Genomic DNA, 15,885 nt, shown 5'->3' on the forward strand with positions numbered 1-15,885 from the left:
CTCGCCAACCTCACTATTCTATCGTTTTTTTGCGGTAATTGCTACCCAGTCATCGATGAAAATCGTTTCCACGATCTCAAGCCCGGAAGCGACCAGAGCGGCTTTCACATCCGCTTCCCGCGCCGCAATAATGCCGGATGCGATGAAGGTGCCGCCTGGCAGAAGCAAGCGGAACACATCGTCTGTAAAGCGCAAAATGACTTCCGCCAAAATATTGGCGACGATCACTTCGACTTGCTCCTCGATGCCATCCAGCAAGTTGTTTTGTCTGACGACGATATGCTCATGCACGCCGTTCAGCTCGGTGTTCGCCTGTGCGGAGCGGACTGCCACCTCGTCCAAATCCATCGCGAGCACTTCTTTTGCGCCCAGCTTGATGGCGGCAATGCTCAAAATCGCCGTGCCTGTTCCCACATCGTACACGCGATCGCCTTTGGCCAAATGCTTCTCCAGCGCGCGCAGACAGAGAATCGTGGTCGGATGCGTTCCCGTGCCAAAAGCCATTCCCGGGTCCATCTCGATGATGATCTCTCCCGGATGACGCGGCTCGTACTCTTCCCAAACCGGCTTGATCGTCATGTTGTCGGAGACGTGAACCGGCTTGTAATACTTTTTCCAGGCGTGGGCCCATTCGTCTTCGTGAACATCGTTTACGGCAATCGCAGCCTTGCCGATGTCCAGACCGTACTCGGTCAACTGCGCCAGCTGTTCTTTCAATTCTTCTACGACATCGATCAGCTCGCTGCTGTCAACGGGCAGGTACGCTTTGACGAATACGCCCTCGGCCGGAAAATCGTCAGGAGAGAGCTGGTAGATTTCGCCAAAGGGGGTATCCCACTCGCGATAGAGCACCTCCGGGTCTTCGATGACGACGCCGTTGGCACCCATTTCATAGAGAAGGCTGGACACCGCCTCCGTAGCCTCCGCTGTTGTATGGATACTGATTTCTGACCATTTCACGAATCTACCACTCCCCACTTTTGCTTTCCTGATGGACTTGTCAACCTGCAAGCGGACAAAACCGCGACCGATTACTCGCCGCGGAATGCCCGTTTCATTTTTTCAAAAAAGCCTTCGTCTTCCGTTCCGTGCTGGCCCGGCTTCTCGCCAGACAGCTCTGCCAGCTCGCGCAGCAGCTCTTTTTGCTTGTCGCTCAGCTTCGTCGGCGTAATGACGCGCACTTTTACATGCTGATCGCCGCGACCGTTGCCGCGCAAGTGCGGCACGCCTTTTCCACGCAAGCGGAAAAACGTCTCGGTCTGTGTGCCTGCCGGAATCTTCAGCTTCACGCGGCCATCGACCGTCGGAACCTCGATTTCATCGCCGAGCGCCGCCTGTGCATACGTAAGCGGTACTTCACAGTAAATGTCGTTGCCTTCGCGCTCGAAAAACTCGTGGCTTTTCACGCGCAACACAACGTACAGATCGCCTGCTGGTCCGCCGTTGGCACCTGGCTCGCCTTCGCCGGAGACGCGCAATTGCGCACCGTCATCCACACCAGCCGGGATGTTGAGGTGAATTTTGCGGCGTACCTTGACACGTCCGCTGCCTCGGCACGAGGAGCATTTTTCCTTGAACACTTTCCCTTTGCCTTCGCAAGTGGAGCAGACCCGTCGGTTGACGATTCGTCCGAACGGCGTGTTGGCTGCCACTTCCTGCTGACCGGTACCGCTACAAGTTTTGCACGTTTCGACGCCTGTTCCCGGCTTGGCACCAGAGCCGAGGCACGTATCGCACTCTGCCTCTTTCGGGATTTCCACGTCGGTTTCTTTTCCGAAAATCGCGTCGATAAAATCGATGCTCAGGCCAAATTGCAGATCGGCCCCTTTGCGCGGCGCGTTCGGATTCGCGCGTCTGCCGCCACCACCGAAGAACATGTCAAAAATGTCTCCGAAGCCGCCCATGCCCGACGTATCAAAACCGCCGCCGCCAAAGCCCTGATTCGGGTCCTGATGACCGAAACGGTCGTATTGCGCGCGCTTTTGCGGCTCAGACAGGACATCGTAAGCTTCCTTGACTTCCTTGAACTTTTCTTCCGCATCAGCGTCTTTATTTACATCCGGATGGTACTGGCGAGCAAGCTTCCGGTACGCTTTCTTGATTTCGTCCGCGTCGGCTTCCTTGGCTACTCCCAGAACCTCGTAGTAATCGCGTTTCATCTCCTAAATCACTCCCATGACAGTCAACTGTTATCATAGCATGTGACAGACCTGAAAAAAAGTCAAAGTCAGCTTTTGCGTGACTTTGACTTTCATGGGGTCACATCGCGAAAGAGCGAGGGGAGAAAAGCTCTCCCCTGATGCTTTCGTCGTGATTACTTTTTATCGTCTACCACTTCATAGTCAGCATCAACGACATTGTCCTTCTTCGGTTCTTGGCCTTCTGCTGCGCCCCCAGCATTTTGCTGCGCTTGTGCAGCTTGCTCATAGAGCTTCACGGAAATTTGTTGGATGATCTCGGACAGTTCGTCTTTTGCCGCTTTGATTTCCTCGATGTTGCCGCCTTCCAGCGCTTTTTTCACTTTGTCTTTCGCAGCGTTGGCGCGATCGATTTCCGCTTGGTCTACCTTGCCTTCCACTTCTTTCAGTGTTTTCTCGGTAGTGAACACGAGTTGGTCTGCTTCGTTGCGGATTTCTACTTGCTCTTTGCGCTTTTTGTCTTCTTCCGCATTCAGCTCGGCTTCTTTTACCATGCGGTCGATTTCATCGTCAGACAAACCGGAGTTGGACGTGATGGTGATGCGTTGCTCTTTTCCTGTACCCAGGTCTTTTGCACGCACGTTCACGATACCGTTGGCGTCGATGTCGAAGGAAACTTCGATTTGCGGGATACCGCGCGGCGCTGGCGGAATGTCGGACAGCGTGAAGCGGCCCAATGTTTTGTTGTCGCCCGCCATTTGGCGTTCGCCCTGGAGAACGTGGATTTCTACAGAAGTCTGGTTGTCAGCAGCTGTAGAGAACACTTGGGATTTGCTGGTCGGGATTGTCGTGTTGCGGTCGATCAGCTTGGTGAACACGCCGCCCAATGTTTCGATACCGAGCGACAGCGGAGTAACGTCGAGCAGTACGACGTCTTTCACGTCACCAGTCAGTACCCCTGCTTGCACGGCAGCGCCCAGTGCTACTACTTCGTCTGGATTCACGCCTTTGTGCGGCTCTTTTCCAGTAAATTTCTTGATTGCTTCTTGTACAGCCGGAATCCGTGTGGAACCACCCACGAGGATTACGCGGTCGATTTCGCTAGGAGTCAAGCCTGCGTCTTTCAGCGCTTGGCGAGTTGGGCCCATCGTGCGCTCAACCAGTTCAGCGGAAAGCTCTTCGAATTTGGCGCGAGTCAGGTTCATCTCCAAGTGTTTTGGACCGGAAGCATCTGCTGTGATAAACGGCAGCGAGATAGTCGTAGTCAGTACGCCGGAGAGGTCTTTTTTCGCTTTTTCAGCCGCGTCTTTCAAACGTTGCTGCGCCATGCGGTCTTTGGACAGGTCAATGCCGTGCTCTTTTTTGAACTCGCTCACGAGGTAGTTCATGATCACATCGTCGAAGTCGTCTCCACCGAGCTTGTTGTCGCCGGAAGTCGCTTTTACTTCGAAGAAACCGTCGGAAAGCTCCAGGATGGAGACGTCAAACGTACCGCCGCCAAGGTCGAATACGAGAACGGTTTGATCTTCTGTCTTTTCCATACCGTATGCAAGTGCTGCTGCGGTTGGTTCGTTCACGATACGCAAAACTTCCAGACCCGCGATTTTACCAGCGTCTTTTGTCGCTTGGCGTTGGGAGTCATTGAAGTAAGCTGGAACGGTAATAACAGCTTGTGTTACTGGCTGGCCCAGGTAAGCTTCTGCATCTGCTTTCAGCTTTTGCAGGATCATGGCAGAGATTTGCTCAGGTGTGTATGGATTTCCTTCCAGTGTTTCCTTGTGGGAAGTACCCATGTGACGCTTGATGGAGATAACCGTGTTGTCAGGGTTGGTGATCGCCTGACGTTTTGCCGCTTCCCCTACGATGCGCTCGCCGTTTTTGAAAGCGACGACGGAAGGAGTGGTGCGGTTTCCTTCTGCGTTGGCAATAACGACTGGCTCGCCGCCTTCCATTACTGCTACGCAAGAGTTGGTTGTTCCAAGGTCAATACCGATTACGCGACTCATACAATATGTCCTCCTAACACTTTCTCATCTGAATGAATGATGGAATCTCGATTTATTCGTTCACTTGCACCATCGCCGGACGAACGACGCGGTCTTTGAACATATATCCTTTTTGCAATTCTGCTACGACGACACCCGAATCAAATTCAGGGTCTTGCGTCTGCATGACAGCCTGGTGTACATGCGGATCGAACGGAGCGCCTTTTGCCTCGATCGGAGTCAAGCCTTCTTTTTCGAAAACTTGCACCATCTGGCGGTACACCATGTTGACGCCTGTCAAAAGCGACTCGACCGTCATCGATTCCTTGTCAGCAGCCAATGCCCGCTCGAAGTTGTCGAGTACCGGCAAAAGCTCTTCCACGATTTTCAGGGAAGCGTACTTCGCCAGGTCTTCCTGCTCCTTGCGCACACGGCGTCTGAGGTTATCCATGTCAGCCATGGCCCGCAGCATGCGGTTTTGATGCTCCTCTGCCTGCGCCTTCCACTGGGCAGCTTCCTGCTCCCAGTTCACTTCGCCCGCGTCTTGCGCGTCGACTGCCTCATTTACTTGCTCGTCTTCCGCAGCCGGGTCTTTGGTCATTTTTTCCTCGCTCAACGTCGATACCTCCTGGGGGCTCTTGCCTGACTTGCCTTCTCGTCAGGGAGCCTTCCTCCATTTATTTCTCAAACTGCGAAGTCAGCATCCGCGATAAGCCTTCTGCCAAATAATTGAGTACGGTAATGACTTTTCCGTATTCCATTCGCGTCGGGCCAAGTATTCCCACCATTCCTACGGGCTTGCCTCCAAGCGAGTAGGATGTCGTAATAATACTGCATTGCTTGATCGCGTCCAGCTGGTTTTCCTGGCCGATGCGCACCGTCAGTCCATCTCCCGGCATCCCGATCAAATGCAGCAGTTGATCGTTTTGCTCCAGCAGTTCCAAAATATCCTTGACCTTGTCGACGTCGCGGAATTCCGGCTGGTTCATGATTTTGGTGGCACCGCGTAAGTATACACGTTCCTCTTCTTGTGTCAGCGACTTGTCGAGAACTTTCAGCATCTCTTCGTACTGCTCCGCATAGCGGCGCATCTCGCCCGATATTTCCTGATAGACCCGCTGTCTCAGTTGCCACAGCGGCACGTCGGTCAGTTTGGCATTCAACAAGTTGACAAGGCGCTCGATTTCGCTTGCGCCGATGCCTTCGGGAAGGTCGATCAGCTTGTTCTCTACTCGTCCGGTATGGGTGACGACAATCGCCACCGCCTGTGTCTCGTTCAGAGGAACGATTTGAATATGTTTTAACCGATGCTCAAAAATTTCCGGTCCCAGGACAATTGCCGTGTAATTCGTCAACTGGGAAAGAATTTGAGCGGTGTATTCCACGACCTGTTCGGAGTGCAGAATACGCTCGGCAAACAACTGCTTCAGTTTGCCCAATTCGGCCTCGTTCAAGAGCTGCGGCTGAATCAGGTTGTCGACGTAAAAACGGTACCCTTTTGTAGAAGGAACTCGCCCGGCCGACGTATGAGGCTGCTCCAAGTATCCCAACTCTTCCAGATCGGACATCTCGTTACGGATGGTTGCCGAAGAAAATCCGATGTCCTCGCGTTTGGAAATGGTTCGGGAACCAACCGGTTCGGCAGAATGAATGTAATTATCGACAATCGCATTCAAAATCAGTTGTTGACGGTCAGATAACATGGATGTCGCTCGCCTCCCCGTTGAGCATAAAAGTGAAAAAAGGTATCGCCCGCAATGTCGGAGCGGTTTTGTTAGCACTCATACCTAACGAGTGCTAAATCTATTTACTAAGGTATCAATAGAAGAAGGATTTGTCAACGGACTTCCACGATATCCGCCGTCAAAATCTCACATATTTCGCCAACTGCTCCCGCTTGTTAGCGGAGAAAACGGGCAAATACCTCATTTCCGAGCGGAAGCCCCCGCTTGGTCAGCTTGAGACAGCCGTTTTGCTCTTCCAGCATGCCTTTGGCAATCTCTTCTTTTATTATCGTCTCAAAAACTTCGTGCGCAGATACGCCAAAACGCGATGCGAACTGGGCGAGATCGACTCCTTCCCGCAGGCGCAGCCCCAAAATCATCTGTTCTTCCATCGCATCTTCCTGCGGAACGGCAAACTGTTCCACCCGCGGCAAACCTTCTTTGCATTTTTGCAAATAGATCGCAAGCGGTCCGGCGTTGACATGCCTCTCGCCGCAAACGTAGCCGTGGGCGCCTGCACCCAAACCATAGTATTCACGATTGAGCCAATACGTTTTATTATGTTTGCTCTCAAAGCCCGGCTTGGCGAAATTGCTGATCTCGTACTGCTGATAGCCGCGGCGTTCCATCTCTTCAATCAGCACCATGTACATCGCAAGCTCTGCCTCCTCGGACGGGAGCGGAAGCTGATCCTTTTGATAGAGCGTGTGAAATAGCGTATTTTCCTCGACCTTGAGACTGTATGCGGAAAAGTGCTTCGTGCCCAGCTCGAACGCTTTCTCCAGCGTCTGGCGGAAAATCTCCATCGTTTGATCCGGCAAGCCGAACATCAAGTCGATGCTGATGTTAGCGAATCCTGCTGCTTTCGCATTCTCGATGCTGCGGTACACATCGTCGCGGTCGTGAATCCGTCCCAGCCGTTTCAAAAGCGCGTTGTCAAACGACTGCACGCCGAAGCTCAGCCTGTTGACGCCAAGCTCATGCATGATGCGCAGCTTTTCGCTATCTGTCGTACCGGGATTCGCTTCCATGGAAAACTCGATATCCGCTGCCCAATGCTTGCCCAGGTGATTTTGGACCATCTGCAAAAACGCTCGCATTTGGGCATGATCGAGGAACGTAGGGGTGCCGCCGCCGACAAAGATCGTTTTGACCTCCTGCACAGGTCGCTCGCGAAACGTCAGCTCCATTTCTTTATCCAAAGCGTCCAGGTAATCCCAGATCAATTGCGGGTTGTTTGTCACGAACGAGTTGAAATCGCAGTAATAGCATTTATTCGTACAAAAGGGAATGTGGATGTAAACCGATTGCGGCGTCATATCTCTTCCCCTCCTTTTGTTCAAAATACAGGCGAATGCCTGTCTTCGTTACGCTCCGTTCCAGCGGGCGAATGGAAAAGACCTGACACGAGGTCAGGCCTACTTTTTATCATCCATGCGTGGTGCAGACATAAACGTTTCTTGCAGACCTAACGTATCCAGTTGTTGTTTGAAACGATGTTTCGCCTTGGACTGTTGGTCTTGCAAGCATTTGTAAGGGCTAAATTATCATAATGTATTTTTTCGACTCTAGTCAAACGTGTTGTGTGTCCCTCAAGAGCGCAGGTACACGGCGGGTAACGAATCTCTTATTCTCTTATTCTCTTATTAAGAAGGCAGCCATCCAATAGTAAAAAGCCACGGATGATTGTCTGGGGCTTTTCCACAGCCTGCTCTCCCCTTGGATTTCCTCTTTCCACGGATGAATGCTAGAAACAGTCCGATTGATATTTACAGAAATTAGAAATAAGTTATAATTTTTACATAAATACCTCAAGCAAGGAGGTGGATGCTATGAAAAAAGTGATCGCGATTGGCTTTGCTCTGTTTATCGTTCTGTCTCTGTCTACGAGTGCTTTTGCAGGCAATTACGGATGCCCTACCCACTTTTGCTATGATCCACGCTAGTCAAGCGAAGCGCAAACAATCAAGTCGCTCACCCGGGCGGCTTTTTTGTATGTTTTCATGCAAAAGTTTGCTGTAAAGTGAACTGGCACAAGCGGGTTACTAAAAAAAGGGACATAGCAACCATCACAGAAGGTCGCTATGTCCACCTTTTATCGAGAGCATGACCAAAGATGCTGCGAACATCTTTGCTTCATTCGCTCAAGCTCTTACTTCTTCTCATCCATGCGCAATACAGCCATAAACGCTTCTTGTGGAACTTCCACGGAACCGACGGACTTCATGCGCTTCTTTCCTTCTTTTTGCTTTTCGAGCAGCTTGCGTTTCCGCGAGATGTCCCCGCCGTAACATTTGGCAAGAACGTTTTTGCGCAGCGCGCTGATCGTCTCGCGGGCAACGACCTTGTGCCCGATTGTCGCCTGAATCGGCACCTCGAACTGCTGACGCGGAATCAGTTCCTTTAGCTTTTCACAAATGACTTTTCCGCGCGCATAAGCGGTATCTTTGTGCACGATAAACGACAGGGCGTCGACCATCTCGCTGTTCAGGAGAATGTCCATCTTCACGAGCTTGGACGGCTTGTAGCCTGCCAGCTCGTAGTCGAAGGACGCATATCCGCGCGTACCCGACTTCAGCATGTCGAAAAAGTCGTAGACGATCTCGGAGAGCGGCATGTCGTATTTCAGTTGCACGCGATTTTCGCCCATGTACTGCATGTCGAGAAACTCCCCGCGCTTGCCTTGGCAAAGCTGCATAACGTCCCCGACGTATTCTTTTGGCACCATAATCGTCGCCAGCACGTAAGGCTCCTCGATCATTTCGATCTTTTGCGCTTCCGGCATTTTGGACGGGTTGTCGATCTCGAACACTTCGCCATTCGTCCGCGTGATGCGGTAAATTACGCTCGGTGCAGTCGTGATCAGGTTGATGTTAAATTCGCGCTCGATGCGCTCCTGGATGATCTCCATGTGCAGAAGGCCCAGGAAGCCGCAACGGAACCCGAAGCCGAGCGCTTGCGATGTCTCCGGCTCGAATTGCAGCGATGCGTCGTTCAACTGGAGCTTTTCGAGTGCTTCGCGCAGATCGTTGTACTCGTTTGTCTCGATCGGGTACAGACCGCAGAAAACCATCGGGTTGATCTTGCGGTAGCCCGGCAACGGTTCAGCAGCAGGACGGGCAGCATCTGTGATCGTATCCCCGACGCTTGTGTCGCCTACTGTTTTGATCGAAGCGGCTACGTATCCTACGTCTCCGACTGTCAATTCTTCCACTTGGGTCTGGCGCGGCGTGGACGTCCCGATTTCCGTTACCTCGAAGGACTTGCCTGTCGCCATCATTTTGATCTTCATGCCTTTTTTCAGCGTACCGTTGATGACGCGAATCGAAGCGATAACGCCGCGGTACGCATCAAAGTACGAGTCGAAAATCAAGGCTTGCAGCGGCGCATCCGGATCTCCTTCTGGAGCCGGAACTTTTTGCACGACCGCTTCCAGCACTTCTTTGATCCCGATTCCGGCTTTGGCAGAGGTGAGTACCGCTTCACTGGCATCCAGCCCGATCACGTCCTCCACCTCTTGCTTCACGCGCTCAGGCTCTGCGCTCGGCAAGTCGATTTTGTTGATAACCGGAATGATCTCCAGATTGCTGTCCAGCGCCAAATAGACGTTGGCAAGCGTCTGGGCTTCGATCCCCTGGGCGGCGTCCACGACGAGAATGGCTCCTTCACAGGCCGCCAAACTGCGGGATACTTCGTACGTAAAGTCTACGTGTCCAGGTGTGTCGATCAGGTGGAGAATGTAGTCCTCTCCGTCATCTGCTTTATAGTTCAAACGCACGGCATTCAGCTTGATTGTAATCCCGCGCTCTTTTTCCAGCTCCATCGTATCCAGAAACTGGGCTTCCATCTCACGTGCGGTAAGCGCTCCTGTCAGCTCCAAAATCCGGTCTGCCAGCGTCGACTTTCCATGGTCAATGTGGGCGATGATGGAAAAATTTCGAATCCTCTTTTGTCTTTCACGGCGATCCATGTGTTGTTCGTTCCCTCCCACGCGAATCCATTCAAACGTACAGATTGCGCCTCGCAAAAATACACTAACGGTAATTATAACAAACGCTTGATACAAAGAGCAACCAAAGAGAATACGGCACTTGCCACGTTTTTTGCTCCCGCCAAAACTTTCTTTATGATAAAGTGGTCTTAAAAAAAGGAGACTGGCATGCGAACAGAGCTTCAACAAGCGGAGCGTTTCGATTGCCTTGGCTGCCGACTGGCCTTATCCGCAGAGCCTGCCCATGTCGTCTATGAGAACGATTGGGTGACCTGCCTCTTGGATATCGATCCTTTTTCCGAGGGCCACATGCTGATTTTGCCCAAGCGGCATCTCGTTGAATGGACAGATTTGGATGCAGTGACCATGCAAAAAGTGACGGAAGCGGCGACCCTCATGTCTCAAACCATTGCAAGTGTGTACAAGCCTGCCGGAATTACGCTCTGTCAAAATGGCGGCGCTTTTAACGATCTGACCCACTTTCATCTGCACGTCATCCCGCGCTTTCCCGACGACGGTTTCGCCTGGAGCGAGCCGCGGCAGGAGCATGGAGCCGGAACGCGTCTGGCCCAAACACGTACACTGTTAGCGGAAGCGGTTAAAAACGGGAAGCAGACGGAGCTTCCTGAACGAAACGGAGACTGATCCCACGTGAAAAGCACGACCCATCGCCTGCATACTTTGTCTGCCGCTGACATTCCCGATCTGATCGCCCTCTCTGACTCAGTAGGCTGGGACTATGATGAAGCGGAAATTCGCACGATTCTGTCTATTGGTACGGTATTCGGACACAAAGATGACAGTGACAGGATCGTTTCTTCTGCGGCCATTATTGAATATGAAGAAGGGCTGGCTACGATCGGCATGGTTATCGTCCACTCCTCATGCCGCGGGCTAGGGTACGGGCGCGACCTGATGGAAGCCTGTATGAAGGCTGTTTCCGGCGATACGGCCATCATGCTGATCGCCACGCCCGATGGAGAACCGCTCTACCAGCGACTCGGTTTTGTGACAGCTACCCACATCCACAAGTTTTTGCGCCGTGGCGATACACCTGTCGTCCCCCCTGCCGCAAAAGCCGTGCCTTATCACATCGCTTCTATGGAAGAGGAAGAGACGGATTTGGAACGCGTGGTTGAACTCGATCAGGGAGCGCTTGGCAGCCGCCGCTCGCTTTTTGTGCAAATGCGCAAAGCCCAGGCGGCTCGTTGTCTGGTTGCCAAAGATGCTAATGGCACCGTTGTCGGCTACGGCTTTGCTGTCCAAGGCCCGATCAACTTGATCGCCGGGCCGATTGTCGCCCGGGACGCGGACATGGCAATCCAGCTGCTCTGTGCACTGATCCAAAACCACGACGGACAGGTGCGAATCGACGTACCGGATGGACCGGAAGCATTCCTGGCCTTTTTGGAGCAAAACGGTTTTCAAAAGGCGTCGCGGCCACCTGTCATGGTCGCAAATGCCAAAAGCTTGCCCCAGCGCAACGGCAGCTACTTCGCCATCGGGGCGCAAATTTACGGCTAGCCGTCTTCGCGCGTGCCATCGAAAAAGCGGACCTGCTCCTGTTCGGGCATGGTCCGCTTCTTTGCAAGAAAAGACATCGGCTTACCGGTTGTTCTCAAGCTGTTCCAGCACTTTTGGCGGAAAAAGCTTTTGCAAGCTGCTCATGTATCGGTTACCGTCCTCAGGCATCTGCATATTTTGCACACGGTACTTTTGCCCGTCGTAAACGATGTGAAAAACCATCGGGGCACTGACGCCAGAAGAGTGCAGCGGATTTTTGCTCAACACGTTCACCCAGGCGTAGACTGTCCGGCGCTCTGCATCCGGCGCATCCACGCCGAGCAGTTCCAGCGTAACTTGCCTGTCCGCCGCCATTATGCCCAACTGCTTGCCTTCTGTCTCCAAATAGTTGCGGATAATTGGTTCCACCAGATCGCGATTGGCTGGCGATATTCCCTTTTTCACCTCGACAAAAACTTGCCCCACGTGTTTTCCCTGAGCCAAAACTTGCAGCTTCCACACGCCCGGATCGGGCAAGGCAATCCCGGTTGGAACATGTCCGGTCGCGTCGTGCAGCGGCCCCATCACCTGGTAGCTGCCAAGCTCTACCCGTTTCCCATCCGTCCTGTAGGCGACGATCTCTACCTGTGACAATCCGCTGCCGTTCAACAGCCAGATGAAGCGTTGCGTCTGCCCTTCGTACAGCTCATTGGGATCGGTCATCGCCCGCACAGGCTTTTCACCAATGTACGAAAAAGTTTGCTCCAGGTAAGTGGCTGAGTGCTGCGGCATCGGCTTCCACAAGTCGGGTGAGGTCAATTGGCCGCCGGGCAATAGTTCAGGCACAGGCTTCCCTGCGCGCTCCCCTTGGCTAGTCGGCCCACTCAGCGAAAAGGACGACCATAGCCAAACGACCAGCAGCAAGCCCGCCACGGGCAGCGCAAACCTTTTCCAGACAATCGGCAGTCTGTCTTTTTGCCTGATCCGCTCGCGCACGCCGTTTTTCATCGCTTCCGTAAAGTGGACGTCGCGCAAAACGGTTTGATCGGCCCTGTCCTTCAAATTTGCGATCCATCGGTTGTCGTCCATTCCCACTCGCTCCCTTCCCCAAGACTCTGCTTCAAGTGTTGCCTCGCCCTGTGCAGACGGGTTCTCGCGGTCCCTTCGGATATGCGAAGGACGTCAGCTACCTCTTTGATCGACAAATCTGCGTAGTAATGCAGGACGATCACCTGACGATACAAGGGCGCAAGCTGCAACACCTCAGCCACGAGCTGATTCCGCTGCTCCTGATGCAGCACGAGGCTTTCGGTGGACAGCTCGCCATCTTTTCTGATCCAGGAGCGAGGGAGGATATGGCGGAATGACCACGACCGCAAATAGCCTTTGCATTCATTGACGGCGATCCGGTATAGCCATGTATGAACGCTGCTCTCCCCGCGAAAACGCGGAAGATGCTGGTACGCCTTCACAAACACTTCTTGGGTAATGTCCTCTGCCAAACTGTGATCCTTGACCAGAAAAGTGACAAGGCGAAGAATCCGCGTCCCGTAGTCTTGCATGATTTGTTCAAAAGCAGCTTCGACAGTCGGCTGCAATTTATCCAAGGGCGCGACCTCCTTCCCACAAATCCTTTACTGGTTAGATGCAACCGTCCGGATTTTGTTACAGCGAAAGGGCAGAAATTTTTTTGGCAATGATCGTCCAGCGCGTCGCGGCTCCCGGTGCACCCGGCGGCTCCGCAAACGGATAGCCCCCGTGCTGCCAGCGATCCGCCTCGTATTCTTCGGTTTGTTCTGGCAGCTCGCTGTGGTGACAGACGACATTTTCCATGCTTTGCACGATCTCGTATCCCGCCGCTTCCAAAAGCAGATGCAGCTCTCCCGGCAACAACAGCGCCAGCTCCCGCTCCACCCTGTAGCGCGGCTGTTCCATCTGCTCCAAAAACGTCTCGTACGTCAGCGTGTAACGAAATTTTTGCTCGGCCAAAAGCGTTTCTCCCTCCACCTTTTGGTAAACCATCCGGTCAGGGAAAACGAATTTGCGCTGCATGACGGACCACTTGCTGTTGACGGGCGGAAGCAGCAAGTCAATCGCAACCGTCCCGTTCGCGGTCAAATGCTGTCCGATCACCGCAAGGAACTGTCGCTGCTCCGCTCTACAGGTCGCCTGCTGAAAGATGCCTTCCGGAAGCAGTATGTGCGTGAAGGTGGAATCGAGCTGCAATTCGCGTACATCTTGCTCCACGAGCACGAGCAAATCCTCCTGGTCTTTCAGCATGCGCCGTTTCTTTTTCGTCGCCATCTCCAGCATGTCCGGACTGTTGTCCACGCCGCAGACGGACAGCCCACACCGCGCCAGCTCAATCGCGATCCGCCCCGTGCCTACCCCAAGCTCCAGCACAGACACGGGAGCGAGCTGCGCTTCCTGCATGAGCCAGTTGCGATAAAAGGCGATCCCCGCCTTGCCCGCGAACTGATCGTAGTAAGTGGCTTCCAGCCCGATGTATTTGGCTTCAGGCAGAGGTAGATGCCGCCCTTCTCCCTGCATGCCGCACGTCGTACAGACGGAGCCTGCCAAATGTGAAAAAGGCACCCCCGGTGGGACGCCATTTTTCGTATCGCCTAACCATTCATCATATCGAAATTTGCATACCTGGCAGCTGTAAACACTCATAACGCTTTGACCTCCTGTCGAGATTGCTCGTTGCGCAATGCTTCGGAAAAGAAATAGACGTGTTTTTTCCCTGTGCGCGGATGAGTGATTACTTCCGTTTCTACCCCGAACACATCCCGAATCAAGCCGGGTTCCAAAACCTCATCAGGGGTGCCGGAAGCGACCAGCTCACCGTCGCGGATGACGTACAGCCGATCACAGTACATCGCGGCGATGTTGAGATCGTGCAGCGATGAAAACACGGTAATTCCGAGTGTTTTGACCAAATCCATGACTTGCAGCTGATACCGGACATCCAGATGGTTGGTCGGCTCGTCGAGAACGAGAAACTCCGCTTGCTGCACCAGCGCCCTGGCAATCAAGACGCGCTGCTTTTCCCCGCCGGACAAGGAAAAAAAGCTGCGCTCGGCGTAAGCCTGCATCCCCACTCGTTCCAGCGACTCCTCACAAATGCGGCTGTCGGCTGTCGTGTCCGTTTGAAACAGCCGCTTATGCGGTGAGCGGCCCATCATGACTATCTCCATGACCGTAAAGTCAAATTCGACCGAGCTTTCCTGACGAACCACCGCCATGCGCTGTGCATTTTGCCGTGCAGACAACTGGTACACGTTGTCATCGTCGAGCGAAATCAATCCGCTGTACGGCTTCAGCACGCGATAAATGCTTTTGAGCAAAGTCGACTTCCCGCTGCCATTCGGCCCGATCAGCCCGACGAACTCACCGGAGCGGACCGTCAGACTGACGTTGTGCAAAATCGTTTTGTTTTCCAGCCCGACTGTAATGTTCTCCACATTCAGATTCATCGTCCGCTACCTCCGAAAGAATAAGAACTGCGCAGCATCAGCCAAATAAAGAACGGGCCTCCGCACAACGCCGTGATGATCCCGATGGGAAGTTCCTCCGGGGCAAAAGCAAGCCGGGCAATCACGTCCGCCCAGATCAGAAAAATCGCTCCCAGCAAGGCGCTGACGGGCAAGACGCGTCGGTGATCGGAACCGACGATAACCCGCACGATATGCGGCATCATCAAACCGACAAATCCGATCGCTCCGCTGATCGAGACGATGACTCCCGTGAGCAGGGCCGTAATGACCAACAGCAGCTTGCGAAATTGCACCGTGTTGACCCCAAGCGTCCCGGCAGACTCCTCGCCCATCAGCATCGCATTCAACGAACGATACTGCGCCAGCAGCACGATCAGACAAATGACTACGATCAATGTCGGGATGGTCAAATACTCCCACTTGCCGCCCGCGAGACTGCCGCTCATCCAGAACAACACCGAGCGGATGCCGTGTTCGTTTGGCGCAGAAAAAATGATCAAACTGGTAATCGCCGACAAAATCGCAGAAATGGCAATCCCCGCCATGAGCAAGCGCACGGTCGAGTTTTGCCCGCCGATTCGCGACAAAGTAAAAATAAGCAGGATCGAGACAAGCGCCCCTGTGAAAGCGCCAAACGACAGGGCGAATTGTCCGTACATGCTGAATGCTCCGAACAAAATCACCAAAGTCGCTCCAGCCGATGCTCCCGAGGAAACGCCTAATATGTACGGATCTGCCAGGGAGTTGCGAACGAGAGACTGAATCGCAACCCCCACAACAGATAGACCAGCCCCGACAACTGCCCCCAACAGGACACGGGGAAACCGAATATCCCAGATAATTGTCTGCTCTCCTTTTGACCAATCCACTTCGATCCACTGGTTGGTCAGCGGAAGATTCGATAAGGCAATTTTCCACACTGTCGCTGGTTTGATTTCCACCGAGCCGAGTGTTACCGCAAACGTAATCGAGACGAGCAACCCGATCAGCAGGGCAACGATGATGAAGGGCATCTTGATCTTATGCAGGGCCGTTCCCTCCTTA

Annotated in this window: 14 protein-coding genes; 2 read left to right on the plus strand and 12 right to left on the minus strand. The window is 53.4% G+C overall.

All coding sequences use genetic code 11. From position 1 onward, the window contains the following. Positions 1–18: 18 nt before the first annotated feature. The 7 genes from prmA to lepA all read right to left on the minus strand — a co-directional run bounded on the left by prmA (position 19) and on the right by lepA (position 9,817). Complete coding sequence (gene prmA / locus EDM60_RS11430) at positions 19–960, minus strand: 50S ribosomal protein L11 methyltransferase (RefSeq protein ID WP_122964103.1); 942 nt, start codon at positions 958–960, stop codon at positions 19–21. A gap of 71 nt (positions 961–1,031) precedes the next feature. Then, positions 1,032–2,159 (minus strand): molecular chaperone DnaJ, encoded by a 1,128-nt coding sequence (gene dnaJ / locus EDM60_RS11435; protein ID WP_122964104.1) that lies wholly within the window; start codon positions 2,157–2,159, stop codon positions 1,032–1,034. Between the two features lie 155 nt (positions 2,160–2,314). Next, positions 2,315–4,144, minus strand: coding sequence for a molecular chaperone DnaK (dnaK, locus tag EDM60_RS11440; protein ID WP_122964105.1), 1,830 nt, complete (start codon positions 4,142–4,144; stop codon positions 2,315–2,317). Positions 4,145–4,196: 52 nt separating this feature from the next. Next, positions 4,197–4,724, minus strand: a complete 528-nt coding sequence (grpE, locus tag EDM60_RS11445; protein WP_229049944.1) for a nucleotide exchange factor GrpE — start codon at positions 4,722–4,724, stop codon at positions 4,197–4,199. 76 nt (positions 4,725–4,800) lie between these two features. Beyond that, positions 4,801–5,826: a heat-inducible transcriptional repressor HrcA gene (gene hrcA / locus EDM60_RS11450; protein WP_063231382.1), complete on the minus strand. Its 1,026-nt coding sequence runs from the start codon at positions 5,824–5,826 to the stop codon at positions 4,801–4,803. Between the two features lie 197 nt (positions 5,827–6,023). Further along, positions 6,024–7,166, minus strand: coding sequence for a radical SAM family heme chaperone HemW (gene hemW / locus EDM60_RS11455; protein ID WP_122964107.1), 1,143 nt, complete (start codon positions 7,164–7,166; stop codon positions 6,024–6,026). A gap of 833 nt (positions 7,167–7,999) precedes the next feature. After that, positions 8,000–9,817: a translation elongation factor 4 gene (gene lepA / locus EDM60_RS11460; protein ID WP_063231378.1), complete on the minus strand. Its 1,818-nt coding sequence runs from the start codon at positions 9,815–9,817 to the stop codon at positions 8,000–8,002. A 189-nt stretch (positions 9,818–10,006) separates the two neighbouring features. On the opposite strand from lepA, the gene EDM60_RS11465 reads away from it, so the two are divergent. Next, positions 10,007–10,483 carry an HIT family protein gene (locus EDM60_RS11465; protein ID WP_122964108.1) on the plus strand — a complete coding sequence of 159 codons (477 nt, stop codon included), beginning with the start codon at positions 10,007–10,009 and terminating at the stop codon, positions 10,481–10,483. 6 nt (positions 10,484–10,489) lie between these two features. Next, positions 10,490–11,362 (plus strand): GNAT family N-acetyltransferase, encoded by an 873-nt coding sequence (locus tag EDM60_RS11470; RefSeq protein ID WP_122964109.1) that lies wholly within the window; start codon positions 10,490–10,492, stop codon positions 11,360–11,362. 81 nt (positions 11,363–11,443) lie between these two features. Here EDM60_RS11470 and EDM60_RS11475 read toward each other — a convergent pair whose 3' ends face one another. The 5 genes from EDM60_RS11475 to EDM60_RS11495 are packed head-to-tail and all read right to left on the minus strand — an operon-like array spanning position 11,444 to position 15,854. Continuing rightward, positions 11,444–12,430, minus strand: coding sequence for a hypothetical protein (locus EDM60_RS11475; RefSeq protein WP_122964110.1), 987 nt, complete (start codon positions 12,428–12,430; stop codon positions 11,444–11,446). Beyond that, entirely contained in the window at positions 12,400–12,948 is a 549-nt protein-coding gene (locus EDM60_RS11480) for a sigma-70 family RNA polymerase sigma factor (protein ID WP_122964111.1), read from the minus strand. Before EDM60_RS11480 ends, EDM60_RS11475 begins: the two co-directional genes overlap by 31 nt. A 58-nt stretch (positions 12,949–13,006) precedes the next feature. Next, positions 13,007–14,017, minus strand: coding sequence for a methyltransferase domain-containing protein (locus EDM60_RS11485; protein ID WP_122964112.1), 1,011 nt, complete (start codon positions 14,015–14,017; stop codon positions 13,007–13,009). Further along, positions 14,014–14,820, minus strand: a complete 807-nt coding sequence (locus EDM60_RS11490; protein ID WP_122964113.1) for a heme ABC transporter ATP-binding protein — start codon at positions 14,818–14,820, stop codon at positions 14,014–14,016. Before EDM60_RS11490 ends, EDM60_RS11485 begins: the two co-directional genes overlap by 4 nt. Further along, positions 14,817–15,854 (minus strand): FecCD family ABC transporter permease, encoded by a 1,038-nt coding sequence (locus EDM60_RS11495; protein WP_063231372.1) that lies wholly within the window; start codon positions 15,852–15,854, stop codon positions 14,817–14,819. The genes EDM60_RS11490 and EDM60_RS11495 overlap by 4 nt, the downstream gene beginning before the upstream one ends. Positions 15,855–15,885: the final 31 nt, after the last annotated feature.

Source organism: Brevibacillus parabrevis (assembly GCF_003710905.1).
Taxonomy (GTDB): domain Bacteria; phylum Bacillota; class Bacilli; order Brevibacillales; family Brevibacillaceae; genus Brevibacillus; species Brevibacillus parabrevis.

Excerpts from the sequence above, each read along its gene's own strand:
- dnaJ (WP_122964104.1), bottom strand. The coding sequence starts at position 2,159 with ATGAAACGCGATTACTACGAGGTTCTGGGAGTAGCCAAGGAAGCCGAC.
- dnaK (WP_122964105.1), bottom strand. The coding sequence starts at position 4,144 with ATGAGTCGCGTAATCGGTATTGACCTTGGAACAACCAACTCTTGCGTA.
- grpE (WP_229049944.1), bottom strand. The coding sequence starts at position 4,724 with ATGACCAAAGACCCGGCTGCGGAAGACGAGCAAGTAAATGAGGCAGTC.
- hrcA (WP_063231382.1), bottom strand. The coding sequence starts at position 5,826 with ATGTTATCTGACCGTCAACAACTGATTTTGAATGCGATTGTCGATAAT.
- hemW (WP_122964107.1), bottom strand. The coding sequence starts at position 7,166 with ATGACGCCGCAATCGGTTTACATCCACATTCCCTTTTGTACGAATAAA.
- lepA (WP_063231378.1), bottom strand. The coding sequence starts at position 9,817 with ATGGATCGCCGTGAAAGACAAAAGAGGATTCGAAATTTTTCCATCATC.
- EDM60_RS11465 (WP_122964108.1), top strand. The coding sequence starts at position 10,007 with ATGCGAACAGAGCTTCAACAAGCGGAGCGTTTCGATTGCCTTGGCTGC.
- EDM60_RS11475 (WP_122964110.1), bottom strand. The coding sequence starts at position 12,430 with ATGGACGACAACCGATGGATCGCAAATTTGAAGGACAGGGCCGATCAA.
- EDM60_RS11485 (WP_122964112.1), bottom strand. The coding sequence starts at position 14,017 with ATGAGTGTTTACAGCTGCCAGGTATGCAAATTTCGATATGATGAATGG.
- EDM60_RS11490 (WP_122964113.1), bottom strand. The coding sequence starts at position 14,820 with ATGAATCTGAATGTGGAGAACATTACAGTCGGGCTGGAAAACAAAACG.
- EDM60_RS11495 (WP_063231372.1), bottom strand. The coding sequence starts at position 15,854 with ATGCCCTTCATCATCGTTGCCCTGCTGATCGGGTTGCTCGTCTCGATT.